Origin of the sequence: Motilibacter deserti (genome assembly GCF_011250635.1) — a bacterium.
GTDB classification, from domain to species: Bacteria; Actinomycetota; Actinomycetes; order Motilibacterales; family Motilibacteraceae; genus Motilibacter_A; species Motilibacter_A deserti.
The window spans coordinates 318,925-343,404 of record NZ_JAANNP010000001.1 but is presented as its reverse complement, the minus strand read 5'-3'; the positions used below and the strand labels follow the sequence as shown (position 1 = coordinate 343,404).

22 protein-coding genes are annotated in these 24,480 nt (G+C 73.9%); 13 read left to right on the top strand and 9 right to left on the bottom strand.

The genetic code is table 11. The annotated features are described in order from the left end of the window. The first annotated feature begins 122 nt into the window (after positions 1-122). The 8 genes from G9H71_RS01550 (at position 123) to G9H71_RS01515 (ending at position 6,769) form a co-directional block, all read left to right on the top strand. Positions 123-479 carry a VOC family protein gene (locus G9H71_RS01550; RefSeq protein ID WP_166276783.1) on the top strand — a complete coding sequence of 119 codons (357 nt, stop codon included), beginning with the start codon at positions 123-125 and terminating at the stop codon, positions 477-479. A gap of 59 nt (positions 480-538) precedes the next feature. Beyond that, the gene (locus G9H71_RS01545) at positions 539-865 is read left to right on the top strand and encodes an ArsR/SmtB family transcription factor (RefSeq protein ID WP_231134107.1); all 327 of its coding nucleotides are present in this window, start codon (positions 539-541) and stop codon (positions 863-865) included. Further along, positions 855-1,346, top strand: a complete 492-nt coding sequence (locus G9H71_RS01540; RefSeq protein ID WP_166276780.1) for an SRPBCC domain-containing protein — start codon at positions 855-857, stop codon at positions 1,344-1,346. The genes G9H71_RS01545 and G9H71_RS01540 overlap by 11 nt, the downstream gene beginning before the upstream one ends. 23 nt (positions 1,347-1,369) lie before the next feature. Continuing rightward, entirely contained in the window at positions 1,370-1,681 is a 312-nt protein-coding gene (locus G9H71_RS01535; protein ID WP_166276777.1) for a YciI family protein, read from the top strand. 152 nt (positions 1,682-1,833) lie between these two features. Further along, a complete protein-coding gene (locus G9H71_RS01530; protein ID WP_166276774.1) occupies positions 1,834-3,540 on the top strand; it encodes a DEAD/DEAH box helicase in 1,707 nt (568 codons plus the stop codon). Positions 3,541-3,597: 57 nt separating this feature from the next. Beyond that, on the top strand, positions 3,598-5,061 hold the full coding sequence (locus G9H71_RS01525; RefSeq protein WP_166276771.1) for a protein adenylyltransferase SelO: 1,464 nt from the start codon (positions 3,598-3,600) through the stop codon (positions 5,059-5,061). A 483-nt stretch (positions 5,062-5,544) separates the two neighbouring features. After that, positions 5,545-6,126, top strand: coding sequence for a nuclease-related domain-containing protein (locus G9H71_RS01520; RefSeq protein ID WP_166276768.1), 582 nt, complete (start codon positions 5,545-5,547; stop codon positions 6,124-6,126). A gap of 286 nt (positions 6,127-6,412) precedes the next feature. After that, positions 6,413-6,769, top strand: coding sequence for a VOC family protein (locus G9H71_RS01515; protein ID WP_166276765.1), 357 nt, complete (start codon positions 6,413-6,415; stop codon positions 6,767-6,769). Between the two features lie 160 nt (positions 6,770-6,929). On the opposite strand, the gene G9H71_RS01510 is transcribed toward G9H71_RS01515, so the two are convergent. From G9H71_RS01510 to lpdA, 6 genes are all read right to left on the bottom strand, one after another. Continuing rightward, the gene (locus tag G9H71_RS01510; protein WP_166276762.1) at positions 6,930-8,123 is read right to left on the bottom strand and encodes an aminoglycoside phosphotransferase family protein; all 1,194 of its coding nucleotides are present in this window, start codon (positions 8,121-8,123) and stop codon (positions 6,930-6,932) included. Positions 8,124-8,195: 72 nt separating this feature from the next. Continuing rightward, positions 8,196-8,654 carry a GNAT family N-acetyltransferase gene (locus tag G9H71_RS01505; protein WP_166276759.1) on the bottom strand — a complete coding sequence of 153 codons (459 nt, stop codon included), beginning with the start codon at positions 8,652-8,654 and terminating at the stop codon, positions 8,196-8,198. A 146-nt stretch (positions 8,655-8,800) separates the two neighbouring features. Continuing rightward, entirely contained in the window at positions 8,801-9,670 is an 870-nt protein-coding gene (locus G9H71_RS01500; RefSeq protein ID WP_331272672.1) for a class I SAM-dependent methyltransferase, read from the bottom strand. 139 nt (positions 9,671-9,809) lie between these two features. Next, entirely contained in the window at positions 9,810-11,291 is a 1,482-nt protein-coding gene (locus G9H71_RS01495; RefSeq protein WP_166278885.1) for a DEAD/DEAH box helicase, read from the bottom strand. Between the two features lie 607 nt (positions 11,292-11,898). Beyond that, on the bottom strand, positions 11,899-13,782 hold the full coding sequence (gene sucB, locus G9H71_RS01490; RefSeq protein WP_196791511.1) for a 2-oxoglutarate dehydrogenase, E2 component, dihydrolipoamide succinyltransferase: 1,884 nt from the start codon (positions 13,780-13,782) through the stop codon (positions 11,899-11,901). A 63-nt stretch (positions 13,783-13,845) separates the two neighbouring features. After that, entirely contained in the window at positions 13,846-15,219 is a 1,374-nt protein-coding gene (gene lpdA, locus G9H71_RS01485; protein WP_166276756.1) for a dihydrolipoyl dehydrogenase, read from the bottom strand. Positions 15,220-15,436: 217 nt separating this feature from the next. Here lpdA and G9H71_RS01480 point away from each other — a divergent pair, with 217 nt between their 5' ends. After that, entirely contained in the window at positions 15,437-15,805 is a 369-nt protein-coding gene (locus G9H71_RS01480; protein ID WP_166276753.1) for a hypothetical protein, read from the top strand. A gap of 105 nt (positions 15,806-15,910) precedes the next feature. On the opposite strand, the gene G9H71_RS01475 is transcribed toward G9H71_RS01480, so the two are convergent. Further along, entirely contained in the window at positions 15,911-17,443 is a 1,533-nt protein-coding gene (locus tag G9H71_RS01475) for a leucyl aminopeptidase (RefSeq protein WP_166276750.1), read from the bottom strand. Positions 17,444-17,577: 134 nt separating this feature from the next. Between G9H71_RS01475 and gcvT the strand changes: the two genes are divergently transcribed. Further along, positions 17,578-18,669 (top strand): glycine cleavage system aminomethyltransferase GcvT, encoded by a 1,092-nt coding sequence (gene gcvT, locus G9H71_RS01470; protein WP_166276746.1) that lies wholly within the window; start codon positions 17,578-17,580, stop codon positions 18,667-18,669. Positions 18,670-18,687: 18 nt separating this feature from the next. Here the strand turns inward: gcvT and G9H71_RS01465 are convergent, their stop codons facing one another. Further along, entirely contained in the window at positions 18,688-19,482 is a 795-nt protein-coding gene (locus tag G9H71_RS01465) for an IclR family transcriptional regulator (protein ID WP_166276743.1), read from the bottom strand. A gap of 362 nt (positions 19,483-19,844) precedes the next feature. Between G9H71_RS01465 and G9H71_RS01460 the strand changes: the two genes are divergently transcribed. The 3 genes from G9H71_RS01460 (at position 19,845) to G9H71_RS01450 (ending at position 22,789) form a co-directional block, all read left to right on the top strand. Continuing rightward, the gene (locus G9H71_RS01460) at positions 19,845-20,711 is read left to right on the top strand and encodes a Tat pathway signal sequence domain protein (RefSeq protein WP_166276740.1); all 867 of its coding nucleotides are present in this window, start codon (positions 19,845-19,847) and stop codon (positions 20,709-20,711) included. A gap of 59 nt (positions 20,712-20,770) precedes the next feature. Next, complete coding sequence (locus G9H71_RS01455) at positions 20,771-22,012, top strand: copper amine oxidase (RefSeq protein ID WP_331272671.1); 1,242 nt, start codon at positions 20,771-20,773, stop codon at positions 22,010-22,012. 99 nt (positions 22,013-22,111) lie between these two features. Then, positions 22,112-22,789 carry a DUF305 domain-containing protein gene (locus G9H71_RS01450; protein WP_166276734.1) on the top strand — a complete coding sequence of 226 codons (678 nt, stop codon included), beginning with the start codon at positions 22,112-22,114 and terminating at the stop codon, positions 22,787-22,789. Here G9H71_RS01450 and G9H71_RS01445 read toward each other — a convergent pair. Then, positions 22,773-24,377, bottom strand: a complete 1,605-nt coding sequence (locus G9H71_RS01445; RefSeq protein WP_166276731.1) for a GGDEF domain-containing protein — start codon at positions 24,375-24,377, stop codon at positions 22,773-22,775. The two genes, G9H71_RS01450 and G9H71_RS01445, sit on opposite strands and share 17 nt — an antisense overlap. Between the last annotated feature and the right edge of the window lie 103 nt (positions 24,378-24,480).

Sequence of the window (24,480 nt, the reverse complement as noted above, 5' to 3'; positions counted from 1 at the left end):
GGAATCGTAGGGGACCGCGGGCCGAGCTCCCTGGAGTCCGCGCCGAATGCCTCTTCCTTCGAGTGTCAGTTCGCGCTAACGTTAGCGAACACCGACAGATACTCCACGAGAGGCAGGCAGCCATGGGAGCTCCGGTCGCGTTCTTCGAGGTCAGCAGCCCGGACCACGAGCGGGCGCAGCAGTTCTACGCCGAGCTGTTCGGCTGGAAGGTCGCCGCCGACCCCGCCATGGGCGGCTACGGGCTGGTGGACACGGCCGCGGGTGAGGGCGCGATCGGCGGGGGGATCGGCCCGGTGGAGGAGTCCGACTCGCCGGGGGTGCGGATCTACGTCCGGGTGGACGACCTGGAGCAGAGCCTGCGACGGGCCGAGGAGCTGGGCGGCACGGCGCTCGTCCCGCCCACCGACCTGCCCGCGGGCTGGGGCCGCTTCGCGCTGTTCGCCGACCCGGACGGCAACACGGTGGGCCTGTGGGGATGAACGGCGTGCCGGCGGACCAGGACGAGCGGGCGCGGGACGAGCAGGCGCTGGACGAGACCATGCGGGCACTGGCGGAGCCGCGGCGGCGCGCGATCCTGCGCCTGGTGGCCCACGAGGAGCTGGCGGCGGGCGAGATCGCCGCTGCCTTCGAGGTGAGCCGCACCGCTGTCAGCCAACATCTGACGGTGCTGAAGGGGGCCGGCCTGCTCGTGGAGCGGCGCGAGGGCACGCGCCGGCTCTACCGGGCGCGGCCCGAAGGGCTCGCAGGGCTCCGGGACTTTCTCGACGAGGCCTGGACAGCGTCACTCGACGTGGCCCGCCGTTTGGTCGAGGCCGACCGGGCCCAGCTGGTCGGCGGCGGGCAGGAGGTGCGTGATGCCGGATGACACCACGGTCCTCCCGCTACGGCGGCCGCCAGTGCGGCAGTCGGTCGTGGTCCGCAGCGGGCGGGAGCACACCTTCGACGTCTTCGTGCGGACGATCGGCGCATGGTGGCCGCTGCAGCCCTTCTCCTTCGGCCAGGAGCAGGCCCGCGACGTGACCTTCGAGCAGCGGGTCGGCGGGCGGGTCTACGAGACCTGGCAGGACGCGACCACGCGCGACTGGGGGACCGTGCTGGCCTGGGAGCCGCCGGAGCGCTTCGCGATGAGCTGGCTGGTCACCGGCGCCGCCACCGAGGTGGAGCTGACCTTCAGCTCGCTCGCCGAGTCCCTGACGCGCGTCGCCGTCGAGCACCGCGGCTGGGAAGCGCTGAGCGAGGCACAGCTCACCGCGGCGTGCGCACTGCCCGGCGGCTACGCCGGCGGCGCTTTCGCCCAGGGCTGGGCGACGATCCTCGGCCGGCTCGTGTCGGCCGTCGAGGACTAATCCGACGACCGGAAGGACACCCCATGAGCAAGCAGTTGTTCGTCTACCGCCTGCTGCCCCCGCGGCCGGGCTTCGCCTTCGACATGAGCCCGGCGGAGGCCGAGGCCATGGAGCGGCACAGCACGTACTGGCAGGAGCTGCTCGCGCGCGGGACGGCGGTGTTCTTCGGCCCGGTGGACGACCCCGCCGGAGTGTGGGGGCTGGGGGTCGTCGAGGCCGACTCCTTGGAGGACGTGCACGCCGTACGCGAGCGCGACCCCGCTGTCACGTCGGGGACCGCGCGGGCCGAGGTGCACGCGGTGCTCGGCGGGTTCGTACGCCCGCTGTCGGCCTGAGCGCCGGGGCTTCGGCGAAGGCCGGTTCGGCGAAGAGCTGATCGTCCGTCTTCCCTGCGCCGGTGGCCGCGTGGCCGCCCCGGGCTCGGAGCTGCAGCGCCCGGGGCGAGGCTCCGCGCAATGGCAGCGGCAGCGCGGGGCAGACTCGTGGCATGAGCATCTCCGACGGGCCCGTGTTCGCCGACCTCGAGCTGCGCGAAGAGCTGCTGCGGCCGCTGGCTGCGCTCGGGTACGAGGAGCCCACGCCGATCCAGCGCGAGGCCGTGCCGCCGCTGCTCGCCGGCCACGACGTGCTCGGCGTGGCGGCCACCGGCACGGGCAAGACCGCCGCGTTCGCGCTGCCGCTGCTGCAAGCGCTCGCGCCGTTGGACGAGCGGCCGGGCACGCCCACGGCGCTCGTGCTCACACCGACCCGCGAGCTCGCGGTGCAGGTGTCGGAGGCGATGTACAAGTACGGCCGGGAGCTTGGCGCGCGCGTGCTCCCCGTCTACGGCGGGACGCCGATCGGCCAGCAGCTGCGGTCGCTCTCGCGCGGGGTCGACGTCGTCGTCGCCACGCCCGGCCGGGCGCTCGACCTGCTGGGGCGCGGCGCGCTGCGGTTCGACGCGCTGCGGACGGTCGTGCTCGACGAGGCCGACGAGATGCTCGACATGGGCTTCGTCGAGGACATCGACGCGCTGCTCGATGCCGCCCCCGACGGACGGCAGACGGTGCTCTTCTCGGCCACGATGCCGGCGCGCACGGCGTCGCTCGCGCGCCGCCACCTGAAGGACCCCGTGCACGTGCAGATCGAGAAGGCGCCCGTCGCCGCGGGGGAGGTGCCGCGCGTCCGGCAGAGCGCGTACCTCGTCTCCCGGGCGCACAAGACCGCCGCGCTCGGCCGCGTGCTCGACCTGGAGGCTCCGACGGCGGCGATCGTCTTCTGCCGCACGCGGGACGAGGTCGACGACGTCACCGAGAGCCTGAACGGGCGCGGCTACCGGGCGGAGGCCCTGCACGGCGGGATGAGCCAGGACCAGCGCGACCGCGTGATGGGCCGACTGCGCGCCCAGACCGCCGACCTGCTCGTCGCGACCGACGTCGCCGCGCGCGGGCTCGACGTCGAGCACCTCACCCACGTCGTGAACTACGACGTGCCGAGCGCGCCGGAGTCGTACGTCCACCGGATCGGGCGGGTCGGCCGCGCTGGGCGTGAGGGCGTCGCCATCACCCTGGTCAGCTCGCGCGAGCACCGGATGCTCAAGACGATCGAGCGGGTCACCGGGCAGCGCATCTCGGTCGAGACGCTGCCGACGATCGCGGACCTGCAGGCCCGCCGGCTCGAGCTGACCCGGGCCGCGCTGCGCGAGAGCCTGCTCACCGACGAGCTCGAGCGCTACCGCAGCGTCGTCGAGACGCTCAGCGACGAGTTCGACATCGTGCAGGTCGCGCTGGCGGCCGTGAAGCTGGCGCACGAGTCGACGGTCGGGCGCGACGGCGACGAGGACGAGATCCCCGAGGAGCGGCTGCCCAGCAAGCGCGACGTCAGTGACCGCGGCACCCGTCCCGAGCGCGGGCGTGGGCCCGACCGGAGCCCGCGGTCGGGCACGCGGCCCATGACGCGGCTCTACGTCGGCGTCGGGCGCAGCGCCGGCATCCGCCCGCAGGACCTCGTCGGCGCCATCGCGGGGGAGACCTCGCTCACCGGGCGCGACGTCGGGGCGATCGAGATCACCGACAAGTTCTCCCTCGTGGAAGTGCCGTCCGAGATGGCCGAGACGGTGATCACGAGCCTGCGCTCGACCACGCTGCGCGGGCGCAAGCCGACGGTGCGCCGGGAGCGGTTCGAGGGGCGCGGCAACGGCCGTGCCCGCGCATAGGGCGCCGGTCGTGCCACCGGCGGAATGCCGCGAAGCGGACACCGTGTTGGACTCGACGTGAGCGTCGCATCCGCACCGGCCATCGCCCTCGGCTCCCGCTTCGCCAGAGACCTCCCCGAGCTCGCGGTGAGCTGGCGGGCCGAGGAGGCGCCCGACCCGCGCCTGCTCGTGCTCAACGAGCCGCTGGCCGTCGAGCTCGGCCTGGACCCGGGCTCCCTGCGCGGGCCGGACGGCCTCGGCCTGCTGACCGGCACGCGAGTCCCGCCCGGCGCGGCCCCCGTCGCGCAGGGCTACGCCGGCCACCAGTTCGGCTCCTACAGCCCGCGCCTCGGCGACGGGCGGGCGCTGCTCCTGGGCGAGCTCGTCGACGCCGACGGCCGCGTCCGCGACCTGCACCTCAAGGGCTCAGGGCGTACGCCGTGGGCGCGCGGCGGCGACGGCTTGGCCGCCGTGGGCCCGATGCTGCGCGAGTACGTCGTCAGCGAGGCCATGCACGCCCTCGGCATCCCGACCACCCGCTCGCTCGCCGTGGTGGCGACGGGCCGGGGCGTACGCCGCGAGACCGTGCTGCCCGGTGCCGTGCTCGCCCGCGTCGCGAGCAGCCACCTGCGCGTCGGGAGCTTCGAGTACGCCCGCGCCACCGCTGACATCGACCTGCTTCGCCGTCTCGCCGACCACGCGATCGCTCGCCACTACCCGGAGGCCGCGTCGGCGGAGCACCCCTACCGCGCGCTCTTCGAGGCGGTCGTCGCCGCGCAGGCGTCGCTCGTCGCGTCGTGGATGCTCGTCGGCTTCGTCCACGGCGTCATGAACACCGACAACATGACGATCTCCGGCGAGACGATCGACTACGGGCCCTGCGCGTTCCTGGAGGGCTTCGACTCGCGCGCGGTCTACAGCTCGATCGACGAGGGCGGCCGCTACGCCTACGGCAACCAGCCGCTGGCCGCCGAGTGGAACCTCGCCCGGCTCGCCGAGGCGCTGCTGCCGCTTTTTGCCGACGACCAGGAGCGGGCGATCGAGCTCGCCGTCGAGTCGCTCGGGCAGTTCCGTCCGCAGTACGCCGCCGCCTGGACTTCCGGGATGCGAGTCAAGCTCGGCCTGCCGTCGTCCGCCGACGACGCGGAGGCCTCGGCGCTGGCCAACGACCTGCTGCCGCTGCTGCAGGCCGCCCGCGTCGACCTCACCTCGTTCTTCCGCGACCTGGCCGCGGCCGCCCGCGGCGACGCCGAGCCCGTGCGGGGCGTGTTCCTCGACCTGGCCGGCATCGACGCCTGGCTCGACCGGTGGCGTGCGCTCGGGCCGGACGCGGACGCGATGGACCGGGTCAACCCGGTCTACATCCCGCGCAACCACCTCGTGGAGGAGGCGCTGGCCGCCGCGACGGCCGGGGACCCGGCGCCGTTCGAGCAGCTGGTGGACGTGGTCCGGCGGCCGTACGAGGTCCGGCCCGGGCTGGAGCGCTACACCGAGCCAGCGCCGGAGGGGTCCGGGCCGTACCGGACGTTCTGCGGGACCTGATCGATCGCAGTCTGCTGCGTCCGCCACGACCCGGGCGGCAGGCGCATCCGGGTCCCAGGGTCGTGCTGACGACCCTGAGACCCGGATGCTGTTGGTGCCCTCGGTCGCTCGCCCGAGTCGTAGCGCGGACTGCGACGAGCGGCTCGTCCCAGCGTGTTCCACTCAGACTGGTCGACGCGTAGCCGACAGCAGGGCGTGAAGGTCCTGGCGCTGCGACGGCCCGACACCTGCTGCGTCTGTCTCACTGCGCTGGCGCCTGGGACTCGTGCTGTCTGGGACGGCGACGCACGGTCGGTGACGTGCCTGGGGTGCAGCTCCTCGTCGTCCACCCCGCAGCCCGCGCCCGCCACCGCGGACTCGGACAGAGCCGTCCCCGCCGTCGCCTCTCGGGCGCGCGGCGCCGACGCTGCCGGCGCATCCGCCAGGCGTGAGTACGAGCGCCGGTCACAGCAGCGTGAGCAGCGCGTCCGCACACGTCACCCCTTGCTCGGCGGCCTGATCCTCGCGCTCACCGACGAGCCCACGAGCACGCGCGTCTGGGCGCAGGGCGCGCGTGGCGAGCGAGCAGTGGGCGCCAAGCTCGAGGAGCTGGCGGGCACGCACGTCGAGGTCCTGAACGACCGAGCCCGCCGCCGGCCCGACGGCCGGCTGTCCCGGGCGAACATCGACCACATTGCAGTGGCGGCCAACGGTGTGTGGGTGATCGACGCCAAGACCCACCGGGGCGAGCTCGAGGTCCGCCGCTCCGGTGGCCTCCTCTCGCCCCGACGGGAACGGCTCTACATCCGCGGTCGCGATCAGACCAAGCTGCTGGACGGGTTGAACGGCCAGGTCGCCGACGTTACCGCTGCGCTCGCGGCGGTCAACGCGCCCGTGCCCGTCCGCGGGGTGCTCTGCTTCGTCGGGACGGAGCTGCCATGGTTCGGTGAGAGCATCCGCGGCGTCCCGCTCGTGGGGCGCCGAGGCCTGGCCAAGCTCCTCAAGCGCGACGGGGACCTGAGGCCCGACGACCGTGTGGCGCTGGCGGACTACCTCGCCTTGAGGTTTCCGACCGCGGTGAAGTGAGGCCCGTGAACTCGTCCGGTGCGCCATGCGCGGCCGCTCGAGCACCAGTGGACCGAGCAGTCCGCTCTCTTCCGACTCGCTGATAGCGGCTGCTCTCGAACGGCAAACGCTCTTCGTCCGACCGGCCGAGTCCTCAGCATCACCTCTCGGGGCGCCGAAGGGTGGCATCCGCGGGGCTTCGGCGATGACCTCAGCCCAGACGATCTCCGCTGACCGCGTGGGTTGCGGTACTTCTGACCGGGTACGTCGCGGTTCGAACCGAGATGTCGTAGCACAAGGAGAAGGCATGGCTTCCGGTGTGGCGTCGGTCTGGCTGCCCGTGGACGACATGGACCGAGCGGTGGCGTTCTACCGCGACGTGCTCGGGCTCGAGGTGAAGCAGACCCGGGCGCAGTGGAGCGAGCTGGACGCGAACGGGCTCATGATCGGGCTGAACGCTCGGGAGGGCACCGGCTCGGCCTCCTCCAATGGCGGTGCCGTCGTGACGCTGCAGCCGGACGGCAGCATCGAGAGCGAGGTCGAGGAGCTGCGCGGCAAGGGCGTGCAGTTCGCCGGTGACATCAGCGAGCACCCGTGGGGTCGCATCGCTGCGTTCACCGACACCGAGGGCAACGCGCTGCAGCTGTACGCGCCGCCGGCCTAGCCTGTCGGCTCGCGCCACCTGTCAGTAGGGCGGGCGCGCTGCTCGGACATGCCGACGGGCCGCCGCCTTGGCGCATGGGGTCTCGTTGACGACGCGCCATCCCCACCGACGAAACCAGATGCCGCAGGGCAACAATGCGTCCGCAAGAACCCGCGTGCCGTCAGCAGAGCTCTGCCGTACGCCGCAGCCAGACCGCCGGGTCACCGGCGTGGTAGACGTGCTCGTCGGGCTCGATGCGGTCGAGGAAGCCGCGGTAGATGACCGCCTGGCGCAGGGCGGCGACAGGCCGCAGGAGCTGCGCGGCGCGGGCGGGGTCGCTGCCCGGGATGTGCTCGCGCCACGCGCGCACCCACTCGGCTCGCACGACGTGGCGATGAGCCTGGGGGAGGCGTTCCTCCAGGGCGGCCTGGTCCAGCAGCGGCGCCCCGACGCCGCTGTCGCCCCAGTCCAGCAACGTGAGCCGCTCAGCCGTGCCTCGCCAGTTGCCGGGATGGAAGTCGCCATGGACGAGCGAGTCGGGGACGCCGCACTCGGCGACGGCGACGTACCGCGTCTCCAATCCGGCGATCAGCGCGTCGACGCGGCCTCCCGCCTCGGGTTCGAGCTCGGAGGCGGTCCGCTCCATCACGTCGGCCCCCATCGCGGCCAGCGGTTCCGCGCGCCAATCGGGTAGCCCGAGGGCGAGCAGCGCGGGCAGCCGCGCGGCCTGCTCGGCCTGGAGCCCGACGAGCATCCGCACCATGCGCGCCAGCAGGTCCGGGCCGGCGTCGTACTGGTCCTCGCCCGGCACCTCGGGCAGCAGCATGCGGTGCCCGTCCACGGCGAGCGGCCGCGGGAGGAAGTCGGCGTCGAGGGTGGAGAGCAGCGCCCCCTCGTGGGCGAAGAACGAGGGCACGGCCTTGAGCCAGACAGCGCCGCCCGCTGTCGGGACCCGCCACAGGCTGGACAGGTTCCAGGTGCGCTGCTGACGCGCGGGGCCGGTCGGCGGCGTCCCGTGCGCCGCCAGGACGTCGAGCGCCCACGCCAGGTCCGCCTCCGGCCCGCCGGGCCGCGCCCACGGCTGACGGAGCGGCGCGGCAGTCAACGGGTCGCCCGGCCAACTGCCGAGCGGCACTTCCGGTGTGCTGCGCGTGGACGCCAGATAGTCCACGCTGCCTCCGGTGCGGCCGCCGTCCGTCCGCAGCAGCCGGAGCACGGTCACCTCGACGCCGAAGGCCTTCCGCGCCCCGTCAACGACCGGCGCGACGTCGGGCCACCACCGACCGGGCACGTCGAAGGCGGGCAGCGCGCCCAGCAGCACACCCTCCGAGGTGCACAGCACGAGCGTGACCCGACGCGAATCCTGCGACTGCACCCGGCCACCCAACCATCGGTTCCTCGACGCCGCGACCACCTTCTGGCGCGGCGCCGGGAAGGTACGCCGGGCTCAGTCCGCGAGTTCCTTGCGCATCTGCTGCGTGACCACTCGGTAGCCGGCGCTCGCGTAGAGCGCGATGGCCGTGGCGTTCGTGCCGAAGACGTTGAGCTCGACCGCGCGCGCCCCGTGGTCCCGCGCGGCTCTCTCGCCGAGCGACAGCAGCTCCCGGCCCAGCCCGCGGCCTCGGTGCTCGGGCTCGACCTCGAGGTCGTAGACGAACGCGCAGCCGGCAATGCCCCGCGGGTGCTGCAGCCCGATCCACACCCGGCCCACCCGCGTGCCGTCCGGGAGCACGCCGAGCAGCAGCAGCATCCCGGGCGTCGCGAGCCCGTCGGGCAGCAGCGCGGCGCTTCCCTCCAGCGCCCTGTCCAAGGCTTCGTCTGCCGTCCAGACGCCGGCCGCGACCTGCTCGGCGGCGTACGCGCGCGAGAGCTCGGCCTGCCACGGCTCGAACTCCTGCAGTGTCATCGGCCGCAGGGTGAGCAGCGGCTCCTCAGGTGTCCGCACCACGCCAGAATGGCAGCTGCGTCGGTGGCATTGACAGAAGGTCGGGCGGATTCGGCACGAGGCACGGACGCCGGGCTCGGGGAGGCCCGATTGCCAGAAGTCCCAGCTCACGTCCCGCTTGGTATCCGGGCCGAGACGAGCCAGGCCCGGGACTCGAACCAGACTCCCTCGTCGGACAGGTGCGCCGCGATCACCCGCTGCAGGCGGGCTTCCGCCCGCTCTGCCGCGACGGCATCGAGCGACTGCACGACAGCCCGCGTGCTGGCGAACCCGCGGGCCCATTCGAGGGCGACGCCTACGTCCGGGCCGTAGTAGACGGGCTCGCGGACGTCAGCAAGGCCAATGCCGGTGAACCCGGCCGTCTGCAGCACCTCGGTGAGCACCGCAGCCTCGCCGAGCGAGAAAGGGTCCAGATGGTCAGGAGGGGAAGGCGCCGCGGCCTCGGGCCTGGCCAGCGCTCCGCGGATCTCAACGTCCCATTCGTTGAGCTCCGCGGCCTGCCAGACCAGCATGACCAGCCGCCCGCCGTGCTTCAGTGCCCGTCCGATGTTGGTGAATGCGGCGACGGGGTCCCGGAAGAACATCGTGCCGAACCGGCTGATGGCGACATCGAAACGCCGGCCTGCGAAGTCGTGGACTTCGGCATCGGCACACACGAAACCGACGTTGTGGATTCCCTCGGAGTCGGCCAACGACCGGGCACGCGCGATGGCGGCCTCCGACGTGTCGACCCCCAACACGCTGCCGGACGATGCCGCCCGGGCGGCCTCCCGAGTGGTCAGCCCGGTCCCGCACCCGACGTCGAGCACGTGCTCGTGCGCGCCGATGTCGCACGCCTCGCGCAGGATCGCGTTGTGCCGCTGGAGCTCGGCGTCGAAGCTGTGCCGTGGCACCCGCCCGGCCACCGCGCTCACCGGTTCAGGACGCATCGGTCGGCGCGCAAGGTGGGCGAGACGAGCATCGAGGACCTCCGTCACGGCGGGAGCTACCCCGTCGCCATGGTCGCGCCGCAGGACACTCGCGGGAAGGGGCCACGCGCCGCGGAAGCCGGCCCGACATGCGCGTGGCCCGGCTCCTCGCAGGAGCCGGGCCACGGTCAGATCACGAGGGGGGACGTCACCCGGTGGCGACGCGCCCGCCCTGGCCACCACGACGGCTGCGCGAACGACGGGCGGCCGGAGCGGCCTCGCCACCGGTGGGCGTACGCCGCTGCGGAGCACCCGACTGCGGGGCCCGGGCGCCGGTCGCGCGGGCGCCGTCGGACCGGGCGCCGCCCGCAGTGCGGGCGCTGTCGGAACGACCGCCACCAGCAGCCCGGCCGGCGTCGGAACGGCCGCCGGCACCGCGGCCGCCGGAGCGGCTCCCACCGGCCCGTGGGCCGGGGACCCGGGTCGCGCGAGCGGGCTGCTCGACGGGCGCAGGCGGGGCCGGCTCGACGTGCGGAGCGCGCTCGCCGACGAGGCCGGCGAGAGTGGCGTCACCGGGGGCGACGCGCGTGATGGGCGCGGCGACCTTGGCCTGTCGGAGCAGCGTCGCCACGTCGGCACGCTGCTCGGGCAGCATCACGGTGACGACGGCGCCGGAGGCACCGGCACGGGCGGTCCGCCCCGACCGGTGCAGGTACGCCTTGTGCTCGGCCGGCGGGTCGACGTGGACCACGAGCTCGATCTCGTCGACGTGGATACCGCGCGCGGCGATGTCTGTCGCGACCAGGACACGCACCGAGCCGTCGGTGAAGGCCGCGAGGTTGCGCTCGCGGGCGTTCTGGGCGAGGTTGCCGTGCAGGTCCACGGCCGGTACGCCGCCCGCCGTCAGCTGCTTGGCGAGCTTCTTGGCCTGGTGCTTGGTCCGGGTGAACAGGACACGGCGCCCGGTGCCGGACGCGAGCTCGCGGACGACGGCGCCCTTGGCGTCGTTCGCCACCTCGAGGATGTGGTGCTCCATGGTCTGCACCGGCGCGGCCGCCGGAGCGACGGCGTGCACGCGCGGGTCCGTGAGGAAGCGCTTGACGAGGACGTCGACCCCGTTGTCCAGCGTCGCCGAGAACAGCAGGCGCTGCCCGCCCGCCGGCGTCTGATCCAGGATCCGGCGCACGACGGGCAGGAAGCCCAGGTCGGCCATGTGGTCGGCCTCGTCGAGGACACTGATCGACACCGCGGACAGGTCGCAGACACCCTGCTTGAGCAGGTCGTCGAGCCGGCCCGGGCAGGCGATGAGGATGTCGACGCCGGCGTTGAGCGCGGCCTCCTGCCGGGACTGGGACACCCCGCCGAACACGACCGTTGTCACCTGGCCGGCGGCCTTGGCGAGCGGCGCGACGGTGGCCTCGACCTGGTTCGCCAGCTCGCGGGTCGGGACGAGCACCAGGGCGTGCGGGCGGCGACGCTCACGGCGCGCGCCGGAGGCGAGCAGCCGCGCCACCACGGGCAGGCTGAAGGCCAAGGTCTTGCCGCTGCCGGTCGCGCCACGGCCGAGCACGTCCCGGCCGGCCAGCGAGTCCGGCAGCGTCGCGGCCTGGATCGGGAACGCGAGCGTCTTGCCCTCGGCGGCCAGCGAGGCGACCAGGGGCGCCGGCACCGCGAGATCGGCGAAGGACACCGGTGCGGCGTCGACCGCGGGCGCGGTGAGGGCGTCGTCGAGCAGGGGGGCCGGAGCGGCGGGAGCGGTCCCGCGGCGGGCGGCGGCCCGCCCTCGGGTGTCCGGGCCGGGAGAAGCCGAGTTGGTGGAGGCCGAGGCGGCCGGGGCCTGCCGGGCGGGGCCCTGCGCGGAACCGGCGCGGCGGCGACGGCCGCCGGGGGTGCCGCCCGAGCGCGCGGAGGCAGGAGTGGTCGAGGCGTGCTGAGTCAATCGAGTCCTTCGGATGGTGGCCGCTGCGCGTGTCCACCAAGGAACCCGCCCCACAGGCGGTGCGACGACCTCGGGCGCGCGTCGGCGCTGCCCTCGGGACCATTGTGCCCGACATCACCGGTTCGGGGGAGCAGCGACGATGGTGCCGAGGGTCACCTTCGCTCGGGCTCAAGCCCGACGGTGTCCTCGGCCGTCGAGGCGCACACGTCGCTCGTGAGCCCGGTCTCGGTCCCGGCGCGGGCCGGGAGGAAGCGCGGACAGCCACTGGCCCGGTTGATGGGTGAGTGGGCGGCGCACAACGGCGGAGGGCCGGTCGGGACACGAGTCCCGACCGGCCCTGCGCAGATGGAGCGGAGGCTCAGAGCCCCAGGTCGGCCTCGAAGGCCGCCTCCTCGAGGCGCTGCTTGATCGTCACGAGGAAGCGCGCGCCGTCGGCCCCGTCGACGATCCGGTGGTCGTACGACAGCGACAGGTAGACCATCGAGCGGATCGCGATGGTCTCGCCCAGCTGCGGGGAGTCGATCACGACCGGGCGCTTGACGACCCCGCCGGTGCCGAGGATCGCGACCTGCGGCTGGTTGATGATCGGGGTGTCGAAGAGGGCGCCCCGGCTGCCGGTGTTGGTCAGCGTGAACGTCCCGCCGCCCAGCTCGTCCGGCGTCACCTTGTTGTCGCGCGTCCGCGCCGCGAGGTCCGCGATCTTGCGGGCGAAGCCGCCGATGTTGAGGTCGCCCGCGTCCTTGATGACCGGCACGAGCAGGCCGCGCTCGGTCTCCACCGCGAAGCCGAGGTGCTCGGCGCCGTGGTAGACGATCTCGTCGCCCTCGATGCTCGCGTTGATCTTCGGGTGGACCTTGAGCGCCTCGACCGCCGCCTTCGCGAAGAACGGCATGAACGAGAGCTTGACGCCCTCGCGCGCCTCGAAGTCGCGCTTGGCCCGCTGACGGAGCCGGGCGACGTTGGTGACGTCGACCTCGACGACGCTGGTGAGCTGCGCGGAGGTCTGCAGCGACTCCACCATGCGCGCGGCGATCACCTTGCGCAGGCGGGTCATCTTCTCCCGCGTCCCGCGCAGCGGCGACGGCTCGGCGAGCGGGGCCGCCACCGTGGTGGAGGCCGCAGCCGGAGCCGAGGGTGCCGCGGCCGGCTGGGCTGGACGCGCCTGCTCCTGCTTCTTGCGCTCGGCCGCCTCGAGGACGTCCTGCTTGCGGATGCGGCCGCCCACGCCCGTGCCGGACAGCGTCGACAGGTCGATGCCGTGCTCGGCGGCGAGCTTGCGCACCAGCGGCGTGACGTAGGCGCCCTCGTTGTTGGGGGCGGGCGCCGCAGCGGGAGCCGCCGCCGGAGCGGGGGCCGGAGCGGCGGCAGCCGGAGCCGGAGCCGCGGGGGCAGGAGCAGGAGCAGGAGCGGGCGCCGGAGCAGCGGCCGGAGCGGGAGCCGGGGCCGGAGCAGGAGCAGCGGCAGGAGCCGGGGCCGGAGCAGGAGCGGGCGCCGGAGCAGCGGCAGGAGCCGGGGCCGGAGCAGCAGCAGGGGCCGCGGCTGCGGGTGCAGCGCCCGGGGCGCCGACGATCGCGAGCGTGGCCCCGACCTCGACGGTCTCGTCGGCCTGCACCGTGATCTCGAGCAGCGTGCCGGCGACCGGGCTGGGGACCTCGGTGTCGACCTTGTCGGTGGAGACCTCGAGCAGCGGCTCGTCGACCGCGATCGAGTCGCCGACCTGCTTGAGCCAGCGGGTGACGGTGCCCTCGGTCACGCTCTCGCCGAGCGCAGGCATGCTCACCGGCACACCGTCGCCGCCGGAGGGCGCGCCCTGCGGGGCGTCGGCAGACGCCTGCTCGGCGTTGCCGGCCGACACGATGGGCTGCTCGGACGGCGCGGGGACGCTCGAGGGCGCGGCCGGGTAGCTCGCCGAAGCGGCGCCCTGCGCGCCGGAGTCGGACGCGACCTCGTTGAAGGCCATGTTGTCCTGGGCGGCGGGCGCGGGCGCGCTGCCTGCCCCCTCGTCGGCGGTCGCGATCAGCGCGAGCTCGGCGCCCACGTCGACCGTCTCGTCCGCCGCGACGACGATGCGCTGGAGCACTCCCGCCGCCGGGCTCGGGACCTCCGTGTCGACCTTGTCGGTCGACACCTCGAGCAGGGGCTCGTCGACCTCGACGGTGTCGCCCTCCTGCTTGAGCCAGCGGGTGACGGTGCCCTCGGAGACACTCTCTCCGAGGGCCGGCATGGTCACCGAGAACGGCAAGGGATGCCTCCGGGTCTCGTTCCTGCGGATCGACGACGATCCGAAGAGGGGGTGGAAATCAGATCAGCCGTGGACGTGCAGGGGCTTGCCGGCGAGGGCGAGGTGCGCCTCGCCGAGCGCCTCCGACTGCGTCGGGTGGGGGTGGATCAGCTGCGCGACCTCGCCGGGCAGGGCCTCCCAGTTGTAGATCAGCTGGCCCTCGGCGATGAGCTCGCCGACGCGGGCGCCGACCATGTGGATGCCGACGACCGGCCCGTCCTTCTGGCGCACGAGCTTGACCGAGCCCTGCGTCTTGAGGATCTGGCTGCGGCCGTTGCCGCCGAGGTCGTAGACCAGCGTCTCGACCTCGCCGTACTTCTCCTTGGCCTTGGCCTCGGTGAGGCCGACGGAGGCGACCTCCGGCTCGGAGTAGGTGACGCGCGGGACGCCGTCGTAGTCGATCGGGGTCGTCGCGACCCCGGCGATCTGCTCGGCGACGAGAATGCCCTCGGCGAAGCCGACGTGGGCCAGCTGCAGGGTCGGGATCAGGTCGCCGACGGCGTAGACGTTCGGGACGCTGGTCCGGCAGTACTCGTCGACGATCACGTAGCCGCGGTCGGTGCGGACGCCCGCCTCCTCGTAGCCGAGGCCCTGGGAGACCGGGCCGCGGCCGACGGCGACGAGCATGAGGTCGGCCTCGAGCTGCTTGCCGTCGGCGAGCGAGACCTTGACGCCGGACTCGGTGCGCTCGACGCCGTTGAAGCGGTTGCCCAGCTCGTACTTGATGCCGCGGCGGCGGAACGCGCGCTCGAGCAGCTTGGAGCTGGCCTCGTCCTCGAGGGGGACCAGGTGGGGGAGCGCCTCGACGATCGTCACGTCGGCGCCGAAGGACTTCCAGACACTGGCGAACTCGACGCCGATGACCCCGCCGCCGAGGACGATCACCGAGCTCGGCACGTGCTCGAGCTGGAGCGCGTGGTCGCTGGTGATGATCCGGTCGCCGTCGATCTCCAGGCCGGGCAGCGACTTGGGCACCGAGCCGGTCGCCAGCACGATGTTGCGGCCCCGGTAGGCGGCGCCCTCGACCTCGACCAGGTCGGGCGCGACGAGCTTGCCGTAGCCCTCGACGTAGGTGACCTTGCGGGCCTTGACCAGGCCCTGCAGCCCCTTGTATAGGCGGGAGATGGTGGCGTCCTTGTACTTGTTGACGCCGGGCATGTCGATGCCCTCGAGCGTGGCGCGGACGCCGAACTGCTCGCTCTCGCGCGCGCCGTCGGCGATCTCCGCCGCGTGCAGCAACGCCTTGGTCGGGATGCAGCCGCGGTGCAGGCAGGTGCCCCCGACCTTGTCCTTCTCGATGAGCGCGACCGAGAGGCCGAGCTCCGCCGCGCGGAAGGCGCAGGCGTAGCCGCCGCTGCCGCCGCCGAGGATCACGACGTCGAAGGCGTTGTCCGCCACGTGGCTCTCCTTGGGTGTGGTGGATGCACGTGCCCGCCAATCTTGTCACTCGACGGGTGCGTGCTCGAACGGGGGAGGAGCGCGCCGGGTTGGTCCAATCCGGCGACGGCACTGCCCCAGCTGTCCTAGCGTTCCTATCGGTAGGGCCATTCCGGCGTGCGGCCGGGGCCCGCCCGGAGCCGCGAGGGGCGCCGGGCCACGTGAGGAGGGGCGACGGATGCGCGGGCTCGGCAGGCTCTTCTCCCGAGGGCCGGGCAGGTCGGGCAGGTCCAGAGGGCCGGTCGCGCAGCGCTCCGCGACGTCGGACGACGAGCGCCACCTGCGCGAGTTCGCCGGCAGCCGCACGGGGGTCGAGGCGTACGTCGAGCCGCCCACGGCTGTCACGACCACCACCGTCGTGTTCGTCGCCAACACCGGGGAGTGGACCCGGCGCCGGGTCCGCGACGCGCACGCCGCGCACTCGCTGGCGAACGCCCTCGGCGTGCCGAGCTACGACGCGGCCGTGGTCGGCTACCCGCGCCGGATGCGGGAGTGGAACGCGCGGCGGGCCGCCGAGGAGAAGGCGCGCCGCACCGGCAGCGTCTGACGCGCCGCCGGCGCGGGCAGGGCGTGCAACCGGGCAGAGCCGGCCTCGAGCCGCCCCGGAGCTGGCCTCGAGCCGCCCCAGACCCGCCTCAGGGCCGGCCCCGGGTCAGCCCGTGCGCAGCGTCCCGGCGGCGAGGTCCTCGGCGACGGCCACCAGCGTGCGCACGCTGGCGCCCGTCCCGCCCTTGGGCGTGTAGCCGAACGGCTCGCCCTCGTTGAAGGCCGGCCCGGCGATGTCCAGGTGCGCCCACGGCACACCCTCGGCCACGAACTCCTTGAGGAAGAGGCCGGCGACGAGCATGCCGCCGTAGCGCTCGCCCATGTTGGCGATGTCGCCGACCTGGGAGTCCATGCTCTTGCGCAGCTCCTCCGGCAGCGGCATCGGCCAGACGCTCTCGCCGACCCGCGCCCCGGCGGCCTGGACGGACTCGCGCAACTGCTCGTCGTTCGCCATGACCGCCGCGGTGCGCGAGCCGAGCGCCACCAGCTGGGCGCCGGTCAGCGTCGCCGTGTCGACCAGGACGTCGGGCTGCTCCTCGCACGCCGCGACGATGGCGTCCGCGAGCACGAGGCGGCCCTCCGCGTCGGTGTTGAGCACCTCCACCGTGCGGCCGCCGTAGATCGTGAGGACGTCGGATGGGCGGATCGCCGAGCCCGACGGCATGTTCTCCGCCAGCGGCATCCACCCGGTGACGCGGACCGGCAGCCCGAGGCGGGCGATGGCCACCACGGCGCCGAGGACGGCCGCCGCGCCGCCCATGTCGCACTTCATCGTCTCCATCGACGCCGGGGGCTTGAGCGAGAGGCCGCCGGAGTCGAACGTGATGCCCTTGCCGACGATCGCCAGGTGGGGCGCGGACTCGGACGGGGTGTAGCTCAGCTTCACCAGTCGCGGCGGCCGAGCAGAGCCCTGCCCGACGCCGAGGATGCCGCCGAACCCACGGCGCTTGAGCACGCGCTCGTCGAGCACCTCCACGGTCACGGGCAGCCCCTCGGCGGCCGTGACCGCCGCGTCGGCGAGCGCCTTGGGCGGCAGGTCCGAGGGCGGGGTGTTGACCAGGTCGCGGCAGAGCTCGACCGACGCGGCCAGGGCGCGGGCGCGGTCGGCCGCGTCGCGGGCGGCCCGCTCGCGGGCCGCCGGGGTGACGAGGGTGAAGGACTCGACCGGAGCCTTGTGCTGGCCGGCGGAGGTGTTGCGGTAGCGGGTGAAGGAGTAGGCGCCGAGCAGGGCGCCCTCGGCCACCGCGGCGGCGGAAGCGACGTCCGCGGCGGGCAGCGCCAGCGCGACCCGGCGCGTGCCGGCGAGAGTGCGGGCGGCGGTGCCGGCGGCCCGGCGCAGCGTCTCCGCGGCGTACGACCCGGCCTCCCCCCGCCGCCGGGCAGGGGCCGGGCCGAGGCCGACAGCCAGCACGAGAGGAGCGGTCACGCCGCTGCCGCCGGGGACCTTGACGGCCTCGCCGGCCGCGCCGGTGGCGCCCAGCGCCGCGAGCGTGCGCCCGAGCTTGCCGCCCAGCGCCGAGTCGACCTCCTCGGCGCCCTCGGCGAGCACGGGGCCGCGTGGGCCCTGCAGGGTCGCGACGACGAGGGCGTCGACGCGCAGGCCCGCGGGGGAGGAGCTGGTCAGCGTGAGCTCGGGCACGGTCCGTCCTTTGCAGGTGTCGCGACTCCGCGCGGGACCGGAGGCCGGGCCGCTTCGGGCGGCGCCGGCTGGACCGGTTCCTGGCGGATCAGCCCCGGAGGGCATCGAAGCGCTCGATGCTAGCGTCCGGCCCCATGGCCGATGCTGCTGCCGCCCCCCGCCGCCCCGCCCTGCACGACCGGCACGTGGCGCTCGGGGCCAAGCTCGCGCCCTTCGGCGGCTGGGAGATGCCGCTGCAGTACGCCGGGGTCGTCCGTGAGCACACGGCGGTCCGCGAGCGGGTCGGCGCCTTCGACGTCAGCCACCTGGGGACGGTCCTCGTGCGCGGGGCCTCGGCCGCGTCGTACGTCAACTCGACCCTCACCAACGACCTCGGGCGCATCGCTCCGGGCATGGCGCAGTACACCCTCTGCTGCACCGAGGACGGCGGCGTCGTCGACGACCTCATCGTCTACCTGCGCGCCGAGGACGACCTGCTGCTCGTGCCGAACGCCTCGAACGTCGCCGAGGTCGCCCGCCGGCTGGCCGAGGGCGCTCCGAGCGGCGTGAGGGTCGAGGACGTCTCCGGCTCGTACGCGGTCCTCGCCGTGCAGGGGCCGCGCAGCGACGCGACGCTCGAGGCCGTGTCGCTGCCCGCTGGCCACCCGTACATGTCCTTCGTCGACACCGCGCGCGACGGCGTCCCGGTCACGGTCTGCCGCACCGGCTACACCGGCGAGCGCGGCTACGAGCTGGTGCTGCCCGCCGCCGACGCCGGGGCCGTGTGGGACGCGCTGCTCGCCGCCGGCGCGGAGCCGTGCGGCCTGGGCGCCCGCGACACGCTGCGCCTGGAGATGGGCTACCCGCTGCACGGCCAGGACCTGTCGCTGGAGATCAGCCCCGTGCAGGCGCGCTCCTCGTGGGCGGTCGGCTGGGCCAAGCCGGTGTTCTGGGGGCGGGAGGCGCTGCTGGCCGAGCGCGCCGCAGGGCCGCGCCGGGTGCTGCAGGGCATCGAGTCGCTCGACCGCGGCATCCCGCGGCGCGGCATGGCGGTCAGCTCCCCCGACGGGGGGCAGGTGGGCGAGGTGACCAGCGGCACCTTCTCCCCGACGCGCCAGGTGGGCATCGGGCTCGCCCTGCTGGACCCGGCCGTCGAGGTGGGCGCCGAGCTGACGCTCGACGTCCGCGGGCGCGTGTCGCGGGTGCGGGTCGTGCGCCCGCCGTTCGTGGAGTCCTCGGTCCGCTAGCGCGGGCTTCCAGCAGGCTCAGGTCAGCAGGGGCGCCAGCTCGCGGGCCGTCCGCGCGGTGGACGCCAGGTGCCGCTGGTCGAGCGAGCGGATCTGCTCGGGCACGCCCGTCAGCGCCACGGCGGCCACGAGCTGCCCGGCCGCGCTGCGCACCGGCAGGGCGACGCACGCCCGCATCGAGCGCAGCTCGCCCAGCTGGTGGGCCATGTCGGCGCGCGCCACCGCGGCCAGCTCCGCGTCGAGGTCCGGCGGCGAGACGAGCGTCCGCGGCGTCAGCCGGTCCAGCGGGCCCTCGCCGACGGCGCGACGCCAGTCCCCCGACTCGGCGAGCAGCAGCTTGCCGAAGGCCGAGGCGTGCAGGTGTCGGGAGATCGCCTCCGACGGTGGCAGCGGCTGGGTCGGGTCGGGGTCGACCAGCGCGGGCGCGCCGCCGGCGTACGACGCCAGGTGCACGCCCATGCGCACCCGGGAGCGCAGGTCCTCCAGCAGCCGCCGCGCGGCGACGGGCACGTGCACGAGGGCGACGAACCCGGCCAGCTGGGCGACCTTGTGGCCGAGCGTGAACCCGCGCGCGCCCGGCTGCCGCTCGAGGTACTGCAGCGCGACGAGCAGGTTCAGCAGTCGGTACGTCGTGGCGGGGGAGAGGCTGAGACCGGCGCCGACCTGCTTGGCCGTCACTCCGGGCCCGAGCCGGGCGACCTCCTCCAGCAGCGCGAACGCGTTGCGCACGGCGTGGGACTGGCGCCCGGGGAGGCCGCCCTGGGCACCGGTGCGGGCGGGCTCGTGCGTCGTCCCGTTGGTGTGAGGCGTCATCGCTCCTCCGTCGGGGTATTCGGCAGGGACTGCACCCCCTCGGGCGGAGAATCTAGGAGCGAGCGGTTAACCCCTCGTTTCGCCGCAAAGACGCCTTTGGGTCGGCGGTGGAGCGCGCGCGCCGCAGGGTGCCGGCCCCTGCGCCGGCCACCGCGTGACCGGGACGCCGAGGGGGGCGGTCGCGGGCCGGGGTTCTCCATTGCCGACGTCGTCGCGTTGCGCAGACCTTCACGGTCGCGAAACCCGTTGCCTCTTCACAGCACCCAGAGTTCTCGACGCGCCGAGCGGGCCGTGGAGCCCGGCTCACCGCGCCCCGCCGCCGAGCCTCATGGCCGGCGGGCCGTCGTCGAGGAGGAGGCTGTGTGGAGACCGAGAAGGAGGCGGGGCCGGCGGGCGGAGGCCCGCCACGCGGACGGAGGACGCCGGGCGCGGGCCTTCCCGCCCGTACGTTGCTCGCCCGCGGGAGCGCGGTGGTCGGCGCGGTCGGAGTGATCTTCGCGATCGCGATCCCGCTCGGCGCGAACAGCTCGACGCTCGTGCCCACCCCTGCCGGCTCGGCCGACGTGGACGCGGCCGCTCCGAGCGCAGCGAGCGGGGCGGCAGGTGCCAGCGTCGAGGCCGTGCCCGGGACACCCGCGCCGCGCGGGGCCGGCACGGGCCGCGACCCCGTGACGATCGACGAGGCCGCGACGGCCCGGCAGCTCGCGCTCGACCCGGCGTTCGTCGCGGCCGGGCGGGACGTGTCGGGCGAGCCCGGGCCGGAGTACCTGTCCTTCGAGCTGGAGGACCCGCTGCCCGGGGAGGCCGGCAAGGACGCACCGCGGCGCGCGGCCGTCTACTTCTACAACTACGCCGACGACACCCTCGTCAAGCGCGTCGTCAACCTCACCACCGGACAGGTGGAGCGGACGGCGGCGGCGCCGGGCATGCAGCCGCCGGCGTCGCCGACCGAGACCGCCACCGCCTTCGCGCTCTTCCTGGCCGCGCCCGAGAGCGCGGAGTTCAAGGAGGGGTTCCGCAAGCTCGCCGGGGCCGAGCTCACGTCCCCGGACCAGGTCGTCACCAACGGCATGACGTACGTCGCCGGCCCCGCCGACGTCGGCGCCGAGGAGTGCGGCGAGCACCGCTGCCTGCAGTTCATCACGCAGCTGCCGGACGACGGGCCGTTCATCGACATCACCGGCTACGTCGTCGACCTGTCCACCAAGACCGTCGCTCAGCTCAAGTGAACCGGAGGACCTCGCGAATGCTCGGCAGAAGAAGCTCTGCGAGCGTCGGGGCGGCGGTCGTGATACTCGTCGCCTCGACCCTCACCGCCTCGACGGCGCAGGCGAGCAAGGAGAAGGACCGGGCCGAATACTGCGGAAGCAACGGGCTCGTCAACGAGAAGCTGCACAACGGCACGCGCTGGACCATGTGCTGGCGGGTGGACGCGAAGACCGGCCTGGTGCTGGAGAAGATCGCGGTCCAGGCCCCGGGCGAGACCGTGCCGACGACCGTCATCGACTCCGCCGCCCTCGCCCAGCTGAACGTCCCCTACGACTCCGGCGCCAACGAGTGGAACGACATCACGTCGTACGGCTTCGGCGACCGCTACATGCAGCCGATGACGAAGGAGGAGTGCCCCGGCGGCAAGGTGTACGGCCAGTGGCTCGGCACGGGGCAGGACACCAAGAGCGTCCTCTGCGTCTCGGAGGAGGAAACGGGCTTCGCCTATCGGGCGAAGACGGGGAACACGACCGGCACCGGCCCGCTCTACACCAAGCAGGGCCACGACCTCGTGCTGCGCACCATCTCGAAGATCGACTGGTACGAGTACGTCACCGAGTGGCGGTTCGCCGACGACGGCACGATCAGCACCGCGCTCGGCGCCACCGGTGACCTCGCGCCCTCCGACTACACGACCGCGGACTACGGGTGGCCGATCGGCACGAACCTCGCCGACTTCTCGACGAACCACTACCACTCGGCGTTCTGGAAGATCAACTGGAACATCGGCGGTGCCGGCAACGAGGCGGTGGAGCAGTACGACACCGCCCCCACCGGCGAGGTCGGCCGGCGGGCGGCAATCCTTCGGACCACCAAGACCGACATCCCGGTCGAGGGCTCGTTCAACACCGCCAACCGGCGTTGGTGGCGGGTCGTCAGCCCGACGCTGAACAAGGACGGGCACAAGCGGTCGTACGAGCTCGAGCTCGGTGCGAGCGACGCCTACGAGGTGCACCCGGAGACCGCACCTGACGTGTCTTTCACGCAATACCGTGCGTGTGAGAAGTTCGCCAGCTTCAACCAGGACCCGGAGTGCACGGCGACGTCGCTGCCGGAGTACGTCAACGGCGAGTCGATGACCGACCCGGTGATGTGGGTGCGGGTGGGCTTCCACCACATCCCGCGGGACGAGGACCAGAGCCCGATGCCGTTCCACTGGCAGGGCTTCACCCTGGTGCCGCGCGACTTCACCGCGCAGAACATGCTCACGCCGGACACCCGGCGCTACGTGAACGGCCGCGTGGGCCGGCCCACGTCCTGACCGCTTCCCGACTCTGCCGACGGTGCCGGGCCTGCCCTCCACGGGCGGGCCCGGCCCCGGCGCACCTCCGCACCCTGCCCCGCAGAAGGAGCACGAACGATGAGAGCTTCCGGGCTCGTTGCGCTGGCCGCCGCCGGGGCCGCGGCCGTCGTCGGCACGGTCGGCGCCGCCGCAGGAAGCGGGCCGTCGGGGCAGGCGGTGTCCTCCACGGCGTCCGCGGTGCGAGCGGCGTCCTCCTCGGGGGCGTCGGCGGCGCAGCCGGTGGTGCAGCCCAAGCCGCCGAACTCCGCGGACGTGGCGTTCGCGCAGATGATGATCCCGCACCACCAGCAGGCCGTTCGGATGAGCGGGCTGCTGCTTGCGAAGCAGGGCGTGCACGACCGCGTCGTCGCGATCGCCGAGTACATCGCTCGCGACCAGTCGCGCGAGGCCGCGGACATGGGGGCGTGGCTCGAGGCGTGGTCCGAGCCGGCGACGGCTCGGCACGAGGGCCACGGGGAGCGCGCCGCGACGTCGACGGGCGGAGCGTCGGCCGCCGCGTCGATGCCCGGGATGCTGACGCCCGCCCAGCTCCGTCGGCTGGAGGCCGCGAAGGCGCCGGCCGCCACGCAGCTGTTCCTGCGGCAGATGATCGAGCACCATCTGGGCGCCCTGCAGATGGCGCAGGAGGTCGTCGTCGAGGGGCAGAACGTCTACACCCGCAAGATCGCCAAGCACATCCTCGCCGAGCAGACCAGCGAGAACGACGCGATGCGCACACTCATCGAGGAGCTGTGAGCCGCTCGGCGATCACGCGGTCGCGTCCTTCGGCCTTGGCGGCGTAGAGCGCCGTGTCGGCGCTGTCGAGAAGCGTCGAGGCCGTCCGCCCGTCCGAGCCGTCCGTCACGGCGACCCCGGCGCTGAGCGTCACCCGGACGGCCCCGTCCCCGCGCGTACGCAACGGCTGGGCAGCGCACGCACCCCGCAGGGCTTCTGCCCGCGCGACCGCCGTGTCGAGCGTCGCCCCCGGGATCACGAGCACGAACTCCTCCCCGCCGTAGCGTGCGAGCGTCTCCCCGCGGCGCAGCGAGCTCTGCAGGATCCGCGCGACCGCCTTCAGCGCACGGTCGCCGGCGCCGTGGCCGTAGGTGTCGTTGACGCGCTTGAAGTGGTCGACGTCGATGAGCACCACGGCTACCGGCCGCCCGGCCGCCCGGCCGGCCGACAGGGCACGGTCCAGTGCGCGCACGAGGTACCGGCGGTTGTGCAGGCCCGTCAGCGAGTCCCGCGTGGCCTCCTCGGCGAGCCGGGCGCGCAGCCGGTCGATCTCGGCCAGCTGCGCTTCGAGCGAGGCGTTCGCGGCCTCCAGCGCGAGCTGCTGGGCGTGCTGCTCGGACACGTCGCGGGCGACCACGACCCGGCCGAGCTGGCGGCCACGGGCGTCGTGCAGCAGTGAGATCCGGAAGTCGAGGTAGCAGCCCGGAGCGGCTTCGACGACGTCGCGCAGCTGGCCCCTGTCCAGCTCGCCGACGACCGTGGGCCCGATGAGCTCGACGGCAGGCAGGCCGATCAACCGGTCCGGCGTCGAGGGCCGCAGCCGGCGCAGCAGGGCGAGCCCCGAGGCGTTGATGTCCAGCACCCGCCCCAGCGGGTCGATCACGAGGATCGCGTCGGTGACCGTGTCGACGACGAGGTCGCGCGCTACCGGGACCAGGCGCAGCAGCCCCTGCCGGAACACGGCCCAACTGGCGGCCAGGCCGCTGAGCACGAACACGACCGGGGTGTAGTCGTCGGGGAAGCCGAGGAGCACGGCGGGAAGCTCGACGGCCATGGGGATAGTGCTCGCCAGGAGGAGCGACGTCACCTGCGGCCGGTACGCGGCCGGCAGCTGGCGGCGGTGGCGTACGAGCGCGACGACGGGCCAGACCAGCAGTGCGTAGCAGAAGGCCGCGTGCGCCAGGTAGAGCGGGCCGATCTCGCGCTCGATCACAGGCGGGTCGCCCACTGCAGCGACGGAACGGTAGAACAGCGAACCAGGGTTCAGGAAGCCAAGTGCCACCGTGCACGCCGGCTCGAGGCAGAGGAGTGCGGCCAGGCGCCGGGTGGGGCGCCAGTCGGGCGCCGCGACCACCCGGCCCAGGCAGTAGAACCCGGCGACCGCCCCGCCGACGCCGACGAAGACCAGGGCCAGCGCGGTGCGCAGCACGGCGTAGGGCAGTGCACTGTGCAGCACGGCCTGGGACCCCGACCACCACGCGAGGCCGAGCATCGCCACGGCGAGGGCAGTGGCCGCCGGGCTCGAACGGCGGTGGCGCCACGCGAGCAGCGCGGTGCCCGCCGACACCACGGACGAGAGGAGGAACAGCGAGACGAGCGGCTCCTGCATCGCAGTGCCCCCTTCGTCTGCACGTCCCCGGCCAGTGCCCCCATCGGCGGCGCGGGGGCGCAGCTGAGCGGGACCGCCGCGCGTACGCCGTCCGGGCGATCCG

What these genes read in the sequence shown, in the direction of transcription:
- G9H71_RS01530 (WP_166276774.1), top strand. Translation starts at nt 1,834, where the DNA reads ATGAGCATCTCCGACGGGCCCGTGTTCGCCGACCTCGAGCTGCGCGAA.
- G9H71_RS01445 (WP_166276731.1), bottom strand. Translation starts at nt 24,377, where the DNA reads ATGCAGGAGCCGCTCGTCTCGCTGTTCCTCCTCTCGTCCGTGGTGTCG.
- G9H71_RS01535 (WP_166276777.1), top strand. Translation starts at nt 1,370, where the DNA reads ATGAGCAAGCAGTTGTTCGTCTACCGCCTGCTGCCCCCGCGGCCGGGC.
- gcvT (WP_166276746.1), top strand. Translation starts at nt 17,578, where the DNA reads ATGGCCGATGCTGCTGCCGCCCCCCGCCGCCCCGCCCTGCACGACCGG.
- G9H71_RS01465 (WP_166276743.1), bottom strand. Translation starts at nt 19,482, where the DNA reads ATGACGCCTCACACCAACGGGACGACGCACGAGCCCGCCCGCACCGGT.
- G9H71_RS01550 (WP_166276783.1), top strand. Translation starts at nt 123, where the DNA reads ATGGGAGCTCCGGTCGCGTTCTTCGAGGTCAGCAGCCCGGACCACGAG.
- G9H71_RS01545 (WP_231134107.1), top strand. Translation starts at nt 539, where the DNA reads ATGCGGGCACTGGCGGAGCCGCGGCGGCGCGCGATCCTGCGCCTGGTG.
- G9H71_RS01515 (WP_166276765.1), top strand. Translation starts at nt 6,413, where the DNA reads ATGGCTTCCGGTGTGGCGTCGGTCTGGCTGCCCGTGGACGACATGGAC.
- G9H71_RS01540 (WP_166276780.1), top strand. Translation starts at nt 855, where the DNA reads ATGCCGGATGACACCACGGTCCTCCCGCTACGGCGGCCGCCAGTGCGG.
- G9H71_RS01450 (WP_166276734.1), top strand. Translation starts at nt 22,112, where the DNA reads ATGAGAGCTTCCGGGCTCGTTGCGCTGGCCGCCGCCGGGGCCGCGGCC.
- G9H71_RS01480 (WP_166276753.1), top strand. Translation starts at nt 15,437, where the DNA reads ATGCGCGGGCTCGGCAGGCTCTTCTCCCGAGGGCCGGGCAGGTCGGGC.
- G9H71_RS01505 (WP_166276759.1), bottom strand. Translation starts at nt 8,654, where the DNA reads ATGACACTGCAGGAGTTCGAGCCGTGGCAGGCCGAGCTCTCGCGCGCG.